We start from the raw sequence: 14,164 nt of genomic DNA, 5'->3' as shown, positions 1-14,164 counted from the left end.
TATATCCGCACTTATTCTCCCCAAGTGGCAAAATTCGAAGAAAATAACTGTATAATCGCACTTATTCTCCAAACTCCGGTCGTAGTCTGTCCCGATCCTGTCCTGATACGATGTTCCGATGCGTTTTTTTGGCTTGATTCGATTGGGCTTTATTCGCGCCGCCTTACCCTTCCATTAGCCGCTGCCCCACATACTCCCCGGGTTTCCACCCGCCCGGACAGGCAAACATCCCGCTCGCGATATGCGACGTGTATTCGTTGAGCTTATCCATCTGGCTCATCAAGCGCAGCATCGGAATAAACTGCTCTTGCGGATTGCGCTGGTAACTGAGGAACAACAGTCCCGCTTCGACGTTGCCTGTTCGGGCGTCGATCCCGCCCGTGTACGAATAGGCGCGGCGGTGCATCTGCGCGCCGTTGTCTTTTGCCAGACGCACATGCGAATCGACAGGCAACTCGCCGGGCGATACCGTATCGAATTCGTCCGTTTTTCCATAAGCCGCTCCCGAACTCTTATATCGACCGAACGTATCCTCCTGATCCTTGAGCGAAGAACGATCCCAGACTTCCAACAGCATCCGAATTTTGCGGTAAGCGAGATAACTGCCGCCTTGCATCCAAGTCGGCTCGTCTGCTCCGCACCATACGATATCCTTGTAACCGGAGTCCGAATCGTGCAGCGTGTTGGCCGTGCCGTCCTTAAACCCGAACAGATTGCGCGGCGTATTGCCCGGAGGCGAGCTGATAAAGCCTTCCTGCATCCACAGCACCGAAGCGGTAAAAGCAGACAGCCGGATCAGATTGCGCACCGCGTGAAAAGCGACCTGCTGGTCTTCCGCGCACACCTGAACGCAAATATCGCCGCCGGACAGCGTCTCGTCGATCCGGTCTTTGGGCATTCGGGGGATATCGCTGAGATACTTGGGCGCTTGCGTCGCTACGCCGAACCGATCCTGACCCTCCTCGGAAAAAAAAGAGGGACCGAAGCCGAACGTAAGACTGAGCCGTGCAGCCGGAAGATCGACGCTTTCGCCGCTGTCGCTCGGCGGCAGCAATCGCCCGTTACCTTCTACGGCGGAAGAACCGCCCGTACTGAGGTCGCAAAAACGCGTCCAGTCCCGCAGCAGTTCAATCAGGGTGTCGCGGTCGGAAGTCGTCACCTTGAAACTCACCAGATACATATAGGTCTGCTGCGGCGTCACGATGCCACTCTGATGCTCGCCGTAAAAGTCCAACCGCTCGTTCATGGCCGAAGACGATTCGCCGCTCGGTCTGGCCGGCGCTTCCGCTGCTCCGAACATTTTCATGATCGCGCCCAGGCCGCTTGCCCCGAGCGCGATGCCTCCTCCTGCTACCGCGGACATTTTCAGCATCTCGCGCCGGGTATAGCCTTTTTTCGGCGTTCCGGCGTCGTCTGACGGTTTTGCCGTTTCGTGCGTGGAGACGCTGTTTGAGTTCGTTCGGCGTGCGCCTTTTTCCGCTTCGATATCTGCTTCTATCCGCTCGCGGTCTTCGTTCCCGTGATTCATGCCATTTCCTTTGTTCATCTCGTTCTCCCCCGAATCGATACCCCTTACAGAATTTTCGCCGTTTGCGACATCAGTTCCGACAATTGGGACAGCTGATCGCTCAGCTCGCGGATCTGCTCGGTCGTGAGATCGGTGTAGAGCGCGTATTGTCCATCCTTGTTGTATTGCGACAGTGTTTTTTCCAACGTCTGGAACTGTTGGTCAAGCTGGTCCGCCAACTCCTGATGCCCGTCGTTGAGCGCCGGAATAATCGCGAAGTACACGGCTTTGGAGCCTTCCACGTTTGCGGCCAGATCGACCAAATCGGTATGCGAATACGTTTCTTCCTCGCCCGTGATCTTCGACGTCGCCGCTTCGTTCAGCAGTTCCATCGCGCCTGCGACCATCGCTTCCGGTTCCAGCTTCAGCTCGGATACTTTGGCTTGCAGCGCTTTGACGTCCGTCATCAGCAGATCGGCGTACTTATCTTGGCCTTCCAGCGAATTGTTTTCCCATAGCGCGCGTTCGATCCGGTGGAAGCCGGTCCATTGGTCTTCGCTCTCGACGTCCGGCAGACGCGCGTCGATCTTCGGATCGAGGTCGCCCAGACTTTCCGCGATCGGCTCGATATTTTCGTAATAAGCGCGGGAAGTCGTGTAAGCGGCTTTGGCTTTGTCGATATCCCCGGCTTTGACCGCGTCGGCGAACACCTGCGTTTCTTCGACGAAACGGTCCGTTTGCTCGCGCACGTACTTCTCGTAGCCTTCAACAGCCTGCGCCAACACTTCGGAAGCGGCAGCGGAAGTCTTTTTAGCCGTCAAAAGGTTATCCAGTGCGCCTTGCAGCTTCTCCGCGTTATCGGTTAGCGAAGCGTAGTCCATTTTGTCGTAAGCGGACGCGGAGAAGATCGGCATTTCGTACTTCTCGACTTCGGTGTACAGCAAAGGGAATTGGTCGCGCACCGTGTTTTCGTAGGACAGCCATACATCGTTGATCGAGCCGCTGAGCGCTTTGACCTGGGCATCGTCGCTTGCGGCGAGCGCTTCCTGGAACTTGGCCGTTTCGTCTTTCATTTTTTGCGCGCCTTCGCGTACGGCAGCCGTCGCTTCGTCAGTTTCGTCGGTCGCTGCTGCGTTGTCCGTTGCTGCCGGTTCCGTAGTGGCCGTTGTCGTCTCGGCAGCGGTATCGGTGCTTGCGTCAGCCGAGGTGGTCTGGGTGCTTGCAGCGGTGTCGTTGGCTTGGGTGCCGCATGCGCTCAGCGCCAGCATAGCAGCCAGTGCCGCCGAAGAAAGGATAGCAAAAGGCAGTTTGCGGCGTGTTGTCGCGTTCTTTTTCGTTGGGAAATGGGTCATGGGAAGTACCTCCGTAAAATGAAATTTGGAAAAAGTAGTACCTTGACCGCTTAAGAGGTTAGGTTACGCCCCTCGAAAACCCGCTTGAACCGTACGTGTTTCCGATAGACGCAAACCTTAAATGGAATGCGGTCAAGCTACTGGATTATGCGGTCCGATGCCCTTTGCGGCGCAGGAACGGACCGAGATAGGTAGCCAGAGCGGCCAGCAGCAGAAGCAGTTGAGGCAGCGTGCTGTACCAGGACGAATAGAGACTGATCGAAGGCACGGACGGCAGATAAAGCTCGGTCGTGGAAGGGATCAACCCTGCCATCTGAAGGCTATGGATGCCCGAGCCGAGAAACTTGAAGCCCAGGTAGAACACGACCAGGCTGGATACGAGGAAAAACGGTTTTAACGGCAACCGGTCGCCCAGTTTGAGGATGACGACGGCGACCAGCGCCAACACGCCGAATCCAGCCAAAATGCCGAGCAGCAGTTCGCGTCCGGGCATCCGTCCCGCAAGGCCGATCAGGAAAATGACCGTCTCCAGCCCTTCGCGCACGATCGCCAGAAAAGCCAGCAGCGCCAGCGAAAACATCCGTCCGCCCGACAACGCCTGTCTGCTGTCTTGACGCAGCTTGGCGTTCCAACGCTGAATATCCGAGCTGCGGTGCAGCCAATAGCCGACGTACAGCAGCATGGCCGCCGCCGCGACGCCTGTCCAGCCGTTGAGCAGCGAGTTGCCCGCTCCGAACACGGACGCGGACAATAGCAGCGAGACGCCCGCGCCCGCGGCGATCGAAAAGACCAGCCCTGCCGCCGAACCGCCGACGATCCAGCGTTGTCCGCGCGGCGAGCCGGATTTGCGGACGAACGCCAGCAGCGAGCCGACGACGAGCAGCGCCTCCAGTCCTTCGCGGATCGGGATAAGCGCCGCGTCGATCCAGCTGTATCCGGCGTCGGCGAGCGGCGTGAGGGAGGCGATCATATTTTCCAGCAAAGGCAGTGCCCGGTCTTGCTGCTGCGGATCGGACAAATAAGCGGGCAGCAGTACCAGGTCGCGTTCGGTATCGGCATACACGGAAGCGGAGCGGCCGACCACTTCGCCTTCGACGGCCAGCCATTGGTTTTGCAGCTCTTTGGCTCCGTTTTGCGCCGTGTCCAGATCGCCGGATTCGACGGACGTTTTCAAAGCTTGCAGCTTGCCGATATAGACGCTCAGCGTCATGCGGGTCTGCCCGTCGTTGTCGGTATAGGCGCCTTGATCGTAGTTGGTCAGCGACAGGCGCAGAGCTTTTAACTCATTGCCGATCTCTTCCCGTTCGCCGCCGATATAAGCGAGCGATACGCCGGCGATACTGCGGTCGACTTCGGCGGCAAGCGTCGTCGAATCGCCTTTGACGGTCTGTTTGCTGCGTGTCCACCATGATTTGACCGGAGCAAAAGCTTCTTTCGAACCGTCGATGTCGCTGCTCTCAAGCTGAAGCAGAGCTGCATCGATCGCGGTGATCGCATCTTTCGTTTCTGTTAACGGACCGGAAGCGAGCGCTTGGGCTTCCAGAGTACCGCATAGCAGCGATAGCATAAGCAAAATGCCTAAAATCCGAAGCGGGAAGGCGCGTCGCATGAGGGAATCGTCCTTTCTGGTTTATACAGTCTTCCGTAACTGATAATGATTATCATTTTGGTCAAAAGTATCTCGATTATAGGAGCGCTGGAGGTTGTTGTCAATGTAAAAATTTTAATAACGAAACTTGTTGGGACATCTAGAAGAATCGCTTAACCATGCGGTTTTTGTCGAAAACAGTTTCTGAAGAACTTGTAAAATGATATGTAAATATTTTCTGTTGACAACAGGGGGGTAGCGCTCTATACTAACTTTATTTCGAATTAAATGATAATCATTATCAATATAGATGCGGAGGCATTGGATATGGCTTTTGGACCGGGAAGCATTGCGGTAGTGGTAGGCGTGGCTTTGCTTGTATTTGGGCCGAAGAAGCTGCCGGAACTTGGACGGGCGGCTGGAGAGACTTTGAAAGAATTCCGCAGCGCGACCCGTGGGCTGGGAGACGATTCCGCGCGGGAGTCCAATGCCGCTGCCCGCAAAGCGGCGGAAAGCCCGGCGACTGCGCCCAACTTGGCAAAAGAAGCAACGGAAGACGAGGGAGGCCGACCCGACTCTCCCCGATGACGTTCGGATGGGCTTGTTGGCACATATCGGAGAGCTGCGTCGCCGGCTATTGATCTGCGCCGGTGTCTTTTTGGTGCTGTTTATAGGTGGATTTTGGGCGGCACGTCCGGTTATTGAGTGGTTGGAGCGGTCGGGCGAAGCGCTTGGGATGTCGCTGCATGTGTTCCGGGTCACGGATGCGCTCAGCATTATGGTTCAATCCGCTTTCTGGATTGCGATTATTTTGATCTTTCCGCTGGTACTGTTCCAGATCTGGCAGTTTGTGAAGCCGGGGTTGTACGAGGCGGAACGCCGCTTGACGCTGCTCTATATTCCGGCCATTTTCATGTTGTTTCTTATCGGAGCGACGTTTGCCTATACGATTGTATTCCCAACCGTACTGCGGTTTATGTTCGGCCTGTCGGCAGAGCTGGGACTTACGCCGGTGATCGGCATTCGGGAGTATTTCGATTTTATGCTGCGCTTGGTCGTGCCGTTCGGCATTTTGTTCGAACTTCCTCTTTTGCTCATGCTGTTGACGAAGCTGGGCATCGTGACGCCAGTCTCGCTGCGCAAAATTCGCAAGTACGCTTATTTTGCGCTACTGGTCTCGGCGGGGTTCATTGCTCCTCCAGACGCCTTCTCGCTGCTGATCGTGACTTTTCCGTTGATCCTGCTGTACGAGATCGGGATCGGTATTAGTTCGCTGTCCCAACCCAAGCGATAAGGGGTCGGATGTCCGTACTAAACAGGTCCGCCAGAAGCGTCATACCGAAGCTGTTTAGCGAGCTGGGGCCGCGCCGTAGCTCGCTTGCTTAATTAGAAAAGAAGCATTATGCGAAGAAGGAAACGTTTGCTTTTGAATCCTCGCTGTGTTAAGATATCAAGTAATAGCGGTTGGGCAGTCCAGATTCACATATTGGAAAGGGTTGTCATGTTTGGGTTATGGAACCTTTTCCAATGTGTGATTTTTTTATATCCCCACGGAGCATAAAAAATGCATGTTGCCGGAACTTGGATATACGCCAAAGTTTCGGAAATAACTTTTTGGAGGTTTTCTTTCATGGAAACAGGAACAGTAAAATGGTTTAACGCAGAAAAAGGTTACGGCTTCATCGAAGTTGAAGGCGGAAGCGACGTATTCGTTCACTTCTCCGCTATTCAAGGCGACGGTTTCAAAACCCTCGACGAAGGCCAACGCGTAGAATTCAACATCGTTGAAGGCAACCGTGGACCACAAGCAGAAAACGTAACTAAGCTGTAAGAATTCCAAGAACGGACTGCTCTTAACCATGAGTTGAGGGTGGTCCTTTTTTCAGTTACGTAGCGTTCATCCAATCTTATACCCCTCCGGGCAATAAGAATGGATGAACCCGCGCCTAGCGATTCCTTTGACCTTATCTTTTCCGGTCAAAAAGGCTTGATTTATTATTTTTTATAGTCGTTATCATTTCCACCACACGTAAAATCCGGGACCGGCTGCGGCCCCTATCCAAGACGGGGAGGCATCGAGCATGTATTTTCGTAAAAAGCAGGACGAGGAACTTGTGAAAGAAAGCACCGCGGTATGGAGTTGCGAGAAGGAAGACTGCAAAGGCTGGATGAGAGACAACTTTTCGTTCGAAGACGAACCGACTTGTCCGATCTGCTCGTCTCCGATGAAACGGGACACCAAAATGCTCCCGGTATTGGCTAATCCGACAGGAGAACCTAAGCCGGAGAACAAGTAGACCGAGACGCTCGCCTTCTCCATGAAGGCGGGGGCGTTCGGCCTCTTATAAAAACGAGACGAAAAATCGTCTTCGGTACGAATCGCCCGCTAGACGGGCGGCGAACCGAAGACGATTTTTTGCGTTTTGGGAAGTGTGAGAAACCGCGTCGACAGTCTGGCGTATAATTGAGATCAAAAGAGATCAAAAGAGATCAAAAGAGATCAAAAGATAAACGGACATCGTTCGCGAGTCCAACATCCTGTAGGGGGAATGTTCATGGAAACGCGTCATGTAAAGATCACGGGAACGGGAAGGTACTTACCAGGGACAGGCATTTCGGCAGAGGCGATTGATCTTCGGCTCGGTGCCGAGCCAGGTTGGGTGATGCGCAAGACAAGCGTAGCGAATCGGCATTTCGTTGGAGAAGAGACGGCTTCGCAGATGGGCGCGTATGCTGCCCAAGAAGCGCTACAGGCAGCAGGGCTGACCTTTGCGGACATCGATTGCTTGGTCTGCGCCAGCGGCACGATGGAGCAGCCGATTCCGTGTACGGCGGCGCTGATCCAACGGGCGCTTGGCGAAGAGGAATCGGGTGTGCCTTGTTTCGATATCAATTCGACCTGCTTGAGCTTCGTGACGGCGCTGGATACGATGTCTTACTTGATCGAAGCCGGGCGCTACCGCCGCATTCTGATCGTTTCTTCCGAGATTGCGTCGAAAGGGCTGAATTGGACAGATAAAGAAAGTGCGGCTTTATTCGGAGACGGTGCAGCCGCCGCTGTCGTGGAGCGTTCGGCGGAAGGGGAGTCCGCACGGATTTTGAATGCCCGGATGACTACCCATAGCGGCGGAGCGAAGCACTCCGAGATTCGGGGCGGCGGAAGCGGGATTCCGGCCGGATCGTATCGCGAAGAAAGCGCCGCTGATTATCTATTCTCGATGGACGGGGAAGCGATCTTCCGCCAGGCGTCTCGTCTGCTGCCGGACTTTATGAACGGGCTGCTGGGCAATGCAGGGCTGACCATGGCAGACTTCAAGCTTGTTGTGCCGCATCAAGGCAGCGTGATGGCGATGAAGCTTTTGCAGCGCAAGCTTGGGATTTCCCAGGAGCAGATGCTGTATATCGCGCCGCATTACGGCAATGTGATCGCGGCCTCGATCCCGCTCGGGCTGGATATGGCGGTGCGCGAAGGCCGCCTGGAGCGAGGCGATAACGTGCTGCTGGTCGGAACTTCCGCAGGCTTGTCGCTGGGCGGCGTTGTGCTGGTTTATTAGGCGACCAAAAGGAGGGCCTGCATGAACGGGTTACGTGTGCTGATTACAGGCGGCCGCGCGCCGTGCGCGCTGGATCTGGCGCGCGGCTTTGCGGCGAGAGGGGCGGAAGTCTATACCGCCGAGAGCCTGGAGTTCCCGCTGTGCGCGGCTTCGCGCGCGGTGAAGCGGAACTTCCGCGTGCCTGCGCCCGCGCAGGATGCGGCAGGCTACGCGGCCGCGCTGCGCGAGATCGTGCGCAGCGAGGGCATACGTCTGCTGCTGCCGACGTGCGAGGAAATTTTTTATATTTCCGCGTACCGGAGCAGCTTCGGCCCCGATTGCCGCGTGCTCGCGCCTTCGCTTGAGAGTCTGCGCGAATTGCACAGCAAGTGGGCGTTTATCGCGCTGTGCGCGCGGCTGGGGTTCGCCGTGCCGGAGACGTTCCGGCTGGGCGAAGACGGCGAAGCGAGGATCGCGGGCGAAGCGCCGCCGCTGCGATCCGGGGAACCGGCTTATCTGTTGAAGCCGGAGTTTTCGCGGTTTTCGGCCCGGCTGTCGAGGCACGAGACGCTGGACGAAGCCCGCGCGCAGGTACAGCGCGAGGGCGGGGTATGGGTGGCGCAGCGATACGCCGGGAGCGAGATGCTGTGCACGTACGCAGTCGCGCACGAAGGGCGGCTGCTGGCTCATGCGGCGTACCGGGCGCCGCAGACGGCAAGCGGAGCGTCCGTCTGTTTTCGGCCGGATAACGATCCGCAGGCGAGAGAATGGGTCGATCTTTTCGTGCAGCGGACCGGCTTCAGCGGTCAGATTGCGTTCGATTTTATCCGTACGCAAAACGGGATGCTGCTGCCGATCGAATGCAATCCGCGCGCGACAAGCGGGGTGCATTTGTTGTTGGCTCCGCAGGTTCCACAAGTGCAGGACGGATCTGCTACAGAACCTGGCTTGTTGGATGCTCTCGCAAATCCGGATACCGTTGCCAAGCCATTAATCGCGAATCCGGCACAGACGCCTATGCTGCTGCTTCCGATGTTGGGCAGCGGACTGGGGCAGTTGCATTCCCCCAAGCGAATCATGCGCTGGTTCCGCGATTTTCGCGGCTCACGCGACGTGCTGCTGCGCCGCGGCGATTCCGCTGTGCTGCCTCGAGCGCTGCGCATGATGTTGGAGCTGCGCCGCCGAGCGCGCTTGATTGGGAAAACGACGTCTGAAGCCTCCGTTTTCGATATCGGCTGGAACGGGCAACCGATCGGCGACGAAGCTTTCGACGGGCGCCCCCTTTCCGCCTCCCCTGCCAAAAGGAATCAACCTCCCGTATGTGGATAAGCAAGGGATAGAGCTGGATCGAAAAACGTTATCCACATGTGGAAAAGTGTTTTCAAGCCGTCTTTTCGAGCACTTTTACACCAAAACCGGGGATATCCGGGGGATAACGGGGATAAGCTTACTCGGTTTCTGTGGATTTTGGCGCTTGGAAAAAGTTGTTCACAGCGACGGATGTGAAATCGGGTTACGCCGACGGGGAGGTAAAAAGATGAAAATGCTGGTGACCGGGGCAACCGGGTTTCTGGGCAAGCGGCTGGCGCACAGTCTGTTGAAGGACGGTCATGAGGTGACCGGATTGGGTCGCAATAAGCAGATCGGCCGATTGCTGGAGCAAGACGGTATTCCTTTTATTCAGGCAGAACTCAGTGACAAAGAAGCTGTTCGCTCAGCCATTGCTCGTGGTTTCGACGTCGTTGTGCATTGCGGGGCATTATCTGCGTCATGGGGAAAAGATGAAGCTTTCGAAGCAGCGAATATTCGGGGAACGGCACATGTAGCTGAGGCCTGTTTGCTTGGCGAGGTGCCGCGGTTGATCCATATTTCAACGCCAAGCGTTTATTTCGGTCTGGGCGAGCGCACGAATGTCCGCGAAAACGATCCTTTGCCTGCCAAACAAATTAGCGCGTATGCCCGAACGAAGCTGGCGGCGGAACATGAAGTTTTACGCGTCGGCCGATCGGGGCTCGGAACGATTATTTTGCGGCCGCGGGCGTTATACGGGCCGGGGGATCGGACGATCCTGCCCCGTCTGATCGAAGCGAACGAGCAAACGGGTGTACCGTTTATCGGCGGGGGCGAGGCTCTGATCGATCTGACGTATATCGACGATGCCGTGCGGGCAATCCGGCTTGCGGCTACAGCTCCGGTGGAAGCGCTCGGCGGTATTTACAATATCAGCGGCGGGCAGCCTATTCGGTTTGCGGAAGCGGCGGAGTTATTGTTTGCCAAGCTGGGCAAGCCGCTGCGTCCTAAAAACATTCCTTTCGCCGTGGCTTGTGCAGCCGCGACAGTGCTGGAGACGGCTGCGAAATGGCGTCCGTCCGGCGGAGAGCCTTTACTGACCCGCTCGTTGGTCGGTATGCTGGGAAGCAGTCAGACGTTGGATATTCAGGCGGCGCGCGCGGCACTTGGATACGAGCCGGCGGTAGGGATCGACGAAGGTTTGGATCATTTTGTGAAATGGTGGCAAGAACAGCAGCGAGAGGATGGAGCATTGTGACAGAATCCGAAAAACAACAGCCTACCTTCAATCCTATAGAGCGTCCGGTTGTTTTTTCGCCGATATCCGACCCATTTTCACCCGAACAAGGTCAAGCGACGTGGGATCGTTTATGGGGGCTAGTCAACCGTTCTGCGCCAAAAGTATCGCTGAAGATCTTTTCCACGGGAAGCTGCCGCCATCCGGAGTGGGTGACCATTCGCGGCGGAAGTTTGCGCAGCATCCGTATCCCTGCCTTGTTTGCCTGCATCGAGCATCCCGAAAAAGGCGCTGTGCTTTTCGATACGGGGTATTCGGAGCGCTTCTTTCGGGAAACCGATCCTTTTCCGGCAAGGCTGTATCGGATGGTGACTCCGGTTGACTTTGAACAAGGACAAAGTGCGGCGGAACGATTACATACAGCAGGCGTTGATACAGCCGATATTCGGCATATTATCGTTTCCCATTTCCATGCGGATCATGTGGCGGGGCTGCGAGACTTTCCGAATGCACAATTCTTCTATGAACGCGAAGCGTTGGATTCCATGCGTTTGTTAAAAGGAATCGCTGCGGTCAAACGAGGCTTCCTGCCAGGATTGCTGCCGGATGACTTCGATCAACGCGCCAGACCTTTTTCGCCGGAGTCGCGTATTGAGGTTCCTGGTGATCTGCTGCCTGGATTTCCTTTTCGCCGTGTTACGGACGTGCTCGGCGACGGCAGTCTGCTCGCCGTTGATCTGCCGGGTCATGCTTACGGCCAGATCGGCCTGCTGCTGCGCACGGAGCGCGGGCCGGTGCTGCTTTGCGCCGATGCCGCCTGGTCGGCGGCCGCTTACCGCGAAAATCGTCCGCCGAGCGGCCTTGCGGGCATCATCATGCCGGATCGCAAAGCGTATGCGGCAAGCTTCCGCGCGTTAAGGCAGCTTCACGAAGCGTTCCCCGAGCTGACGATCATTGCCTCGCACTGCCCGGAAGCCGAGCGCTTGTATGCGACAGGCGGCGAAGCGGCGTTATAGATGTTCACTCGCCCAAGCGGGGCATCCCGTCCGACAGACAATCCGAAAGGAGGAATCTTCAACATGAATACCGATCCGTTTTATATCGTCATGCAGTACGCGGCGGCGCGCAGACGTGCGGCGATTCGGGACCGCGACCGTCTGGAACGCTGGCAGGAATCGCGTATCCTCCGCCATCTGGAACGCGTGCGCGAAGCGTCGCCTTTTTACCGGGAGTTATGGCAAGGCATCGAGACTGCGGAGTGGCGTCGTTTCCCCGAGATCGACAAACGCGCGATGATGGACAATTTCGATACGCTCAACACGGCGGGCATCCGGCGCGAAGACGCGATGAATCTGGCGCTGCAAGCCGAACGGACGCGCGATTTTACGCCGGAGATCGGAGGATTGACCATCGGGATGTCGTCGGGAACGTCGGGCAGCCGGGGATTGTTTCTGGTCAGCCGCCGGGAGCGTCTGGCCTGGACCGGAACCATTTTGGAACGGGTGCTGCCGGGATCGCTGCTTCATCGGCATAATATCGCTTTTTTCCTGCGGGCGGACAGCAATCTGTACGGTTCGGTGCGCAGCAAAAGAGTCGTCTTCGAGTTCTATGATCTGCTGCACCCGCTGGAGCGGCACGTGGCCGCGCTGAATGCCCAGCGTCCGACCGTTCTCGCCGCGCCGCCGTCCATGCTGCGTCTATTGGCGGGCGAACGCCGGGCGGGCAGGCTGAATATCGAGCCGGGGCATCTGGTGGCGATGGCCGAGGTGCTCGATCCGCTGGATCGCCGGGTGATCGAGGAGACGTTCGGCCGCAAGATCCATCAGGTGTATCAGTGCACGGAAGGTTTTTTGGGCGCGTCGTGCCGTCACAGAACGCTTCATCTCAACGAAGACGTCGTGCATATCGAAAAAGATTACGTCGACGCCGAGCGCGGCGTTTTCGTGCCGATCGTGACCGATTTCGTGCGTTTCGCGCAGCCGATCATCCGCTACCGGCTAGGCGATCTGCTGACGGAACGCCGGACGCCTTGTCCGTGCGGCTCGCCGTTTACGGCGATCGAGCGGATCGAAGGACGCAGCGACGACCTGTTCGTGCTGCCGTCGATTACCGGGCAAGGCTTTGTCACGCTGTTCCCCGATTTCGTGTCGCGGACGATCATCGCCGCTTCGGAACAGGTGCAGGCGTATCGCGCCGTGCTGAACTCGCCGCGCAGCCTGACCGTAGAACTGGACGTGAGCGAACGCGGCGACCGGGTCGACACGGAACGGCGCGTACGCGAGTCTTTGGCCGAGCTATGCGATCGGATCGACGCGCGTGCGCCGGAGATCGCGTTCGAGCCTTATACGTTCGTTCCCGGCGTGACCAAGCTGAGGCGCGTGCAGAGGAGGTTTGCGGTGAATGAGCGGATGGAGCCTGTATGAAAAGGAAAACATGAAGCGTTGGCTGGCGGAGCGAACGGCGGCGCTCGAAGCCGATAGGCGCGGTCCCGATACGTCGGGCAACATGACCGCGCCCGGAGCGGACACCGCTGCCGCTTCCGCCGTTCCGGCCGCCGCGTCTGACGAATATTCCACGCTGCGCTGGCTGGCCGCCATGCAAACGGCAAGCGTCTCCGCGTTGATCGCCAACGTCGATACGCATCTGCGCGCGATTCACCATGAATCGCTCGGCGTCACGCTGCCGGTCAGCGTAGGCGAGCGGGAGTACGGCGCTTCGTATGTGTTTTCGCCGTACACGCATTACGTCAGTTACGCCCGCGAGGAGCTGTCGATGCTGCGGTCGCGCGCTGCGCGGGTTGCACTGAGCGCGCTGCTGACGCCTGTAGGCTGGTTGTTCAAAGCCTCGCGTTTCAACAAAGCCGTGCAGGTCAACAACCGACTCTTGTCGACCAACCTGTATCCCCGGCTCGGCGCGGCCGAGATCGTTTCGCTGGTGGAACTGCTGCTGCGGGAATACCCGGACCGTACGCTGATCTTCCGCTCGCTCAACCCGCGCACGACGCCCGTTTACCTGGACACGCTGCAACAGCTCGGTTTCCGCCTCGTCCCGAGCCGACAAGTGTATCTGTACGATTCGCCGGACACCGTTCCGTCGAAAGCCCGCTGGCTGTTAAAGCGCGATTACGCCCTGCTGGACAAACACGGGTACGACCTGTGCGGTCCGCATGAGCTGTCCGCCGCCGACGCGCCGCGTCTGGCCGAGCTGTACCGTCTGCTGTACATCGACAAATATTCGGCGCATAATCCGGTATTCACGCCGCTTTTTTTTGAGCAGGCTTTGCAAAAAGGGCTGCTCAAATTGCACGCGCTGAGATCTCGCGACACCGGCAGGCTGGACGCGGTGCTCGGCTATTACGCGCAAAACGGGATCATGACCACGCCGGTATTCGGGTACGACACGGCGCTGCCGCAGGAAACGGGGCTGTACCGGATGCTGTCGGCCGTTCTGCTGCGCCTGGCCGATCAAGAAGGCTGCCTGCTGCACGAAAGCGCCGGAGCGGCGCAGTTCAAGCGCAACCGGGGAGCGACGGCCGAGATCGAATACAGCGCGGTGCACGATCGGCATCTGCCGCCGTACCGCCGGATCGGCTGGGCGTTGCTATCGCCGCTGCTAAACCGGGTCGGCGTGCCGATCATGCGCAAAAACAAACTTTGA

The 14,164-nt window shown here is 57.5% G+C and carries 12 protein-coding genes and 1 pseudogene; 10 read left to right on the top strand and 3 right to left on the bottom strand.

Annotated features, from left to right (window positions below; translation table 11 throughout):
• Nucleotides 1-163: 163 nt before the first annotated feature.
• From efeB to WKI47_RS20485, 3 genes are all read right to left on the bottom strand, one after another.
• Nucleotides 164-1,546 (bottom strand): iron uptake transporter deferrochelatase/peroxidase subunit, encoded by a 1,383-nt coding sequence (efeB, locus tag WKI47_RS20495; RefSeq protein ID WP_340229038.1) that lies wholly within the window; start codon nt 1,544-1,546, stop codon nt 164-166.
• Nucleotides 1,547-1,572: 26 nt separating this feature from the next.
• Entirely contained in the window at nt 1,573-2,859 is a 1,287-nt protein-coding gene (gene efeO, locus WKI47_RS20490) for an iron uptake system protein EfeO (RefSeq protein WP_340229037.1), read from the bottom strand.
• Between the two features lie 145 nt (nt 2,860-3,004).
• Nucleotides 3,005-4,468, bottom strand: a complete 1,464-nt coding sequence (locus WKI47_RS20485) for an FTR1 family protein (protein WP_340229036.1) — start codon at nt 4,466-4,468, stop codon at nt 3,005-3,007.
• A gap of 306 nt (nt 4,469-4,774) precedes the next feature.
• Between WKI47_RS20485 and tatA the strand changes: the two are divergent.
• The 10 genes and pseudogenes from tatA to WKI47_RS20435 form a co-directional block, all read left to right on the top strand.
• Nucleotides 4,775-4,933 (top strand): annotated as a pseudogene (gene tatA / locus WKI47_RS20480) (twin-arginine translocase TatA/TatE family subunit); the annotation flags it as partial.
• Between the two features lie 109 nt (nt 4,934-5,042).
• Nucleotides 5,043-5,741, top strand: coding sequence for a twin-arginine translocase subunit TatC (tatC, locus tag WKI47_RS20475; RefSeq protein WP_340229035.1), 699 nt, complete (start codon nt 5,043-5,045; stop codon nt 5,739-5,741).
• 336 nt (nt 5,742-6,077) lie between these two features.
• Nucleotides 6,078-6,278, top strand: a complete 201-nt coding sequence (locus WKI47_RS20470) for a cold-shock protein (protein WP_018976919.1) — start codon at nt 6,078-6,080, stop codon at nt 6,276-6,278.
• Nucleotides 6,279-6,528: 250 nt separating this feature from the next.
• Nucleotides 6,529-6,744 (top strand): cold-shock protein, encoded by a 216-nt coding sequence (locus WKI47_RS20465; protein ID WP_037286799.1) that lies wholly within the window; start codon nt 6,529-6,531, stop codon nt 6,742-6,744.
• 258 nt (nt 6,745-7,002) lie between these two features.
• The gene (locus tag WKI47_RS20460; RefSeq protein WP_340229034.1) at nt 7,003-8,001 is read left to right on the top strand and encodes a beta-ketoacyl-ACP synthase III; all 999 of its coding nucleotides are present in this window, start codon (nt 7,003-7,005) and stop codon (nt 7,999-8,001) included.
• 21 nt (nt 8,002-8,022) lie between these two features.
• Nucleotides 8,023-9,309: a hypothetical protein gene (locus tag WKI47_RS20455; RefSeq protein WP_340229033.1), complete on the top strand. Its 1,287-nt coding sequence runs from the start codon at nt 8,023-8,025 to the stop codon at nt 9,307-9,309.
• A 208-nt stretch (nt 9,310-9,517) separates the two neighbouring features.
• Entirely contained in the window at nt 9,518-10,528 is a 1,011-nt protein-coding gene (locus WKI47_RS20450; protein ID WP_340229032.1) for an NAD(P)-dependent oxidoreductase, read from the top strand.
• Nucleotides 10,525-11,523 carry an MBL fold metallo-hydrolase gene (locus WKI47_RS20445; protein ID WP_340229031.1) on the top strand — a complete coding sequence of 333 codons (999 nt, stop codon included), beginning with the start codon at nt 10,525-10,527 and terminating at the stop codon, nt 11,521-11,523. Before WKI47_RS20450 ends, WKI47_RS20445 begins: the two co-directional genes overlap by 4 nt.
• Before the next feature lie 63 nt (nt 11,524-11,586).
• Nucleotides 11,587-12,930: a F390 synthetase-related protein gene (locus WKI47_RS20440; RefSeq protein ID WP_340229030.1), complete on the top strand. Its 1,344-nt coding sequence runs from the start codon at nt 11,587-11,589 to the stop codon at nt 12,928-12,930.
• Complete coding sequence (locus tag WKI47_RS20435; protein ID WP_340229029.1) at nt 12,908-14,164, top strand: GNAT family N-acetyltransferase; 1,257 nt, start codon at nt 12,908-12,910, stop codon at nt 14,162-14,164. Before WKI47_RS20440 ends, WKI47_RS20435 begins: the two co-directional genes overlap by 23 nt.

Origin of the sequence: Saccharibacillus sacchari (assembly GCF_037722395.1) — a bacterium.
Taxonomy (GTDB): Bacteria; Bacillota; Bacilli; order Paenibacillales; family Paenibacillaceae; genus Saccharibacillus; species Saccharibacillus sacchari_A.
Note: the sequence above shows the minus strand (reverse complement) of the source record. Positions and strands in the feature narration are given on the sequence as shown.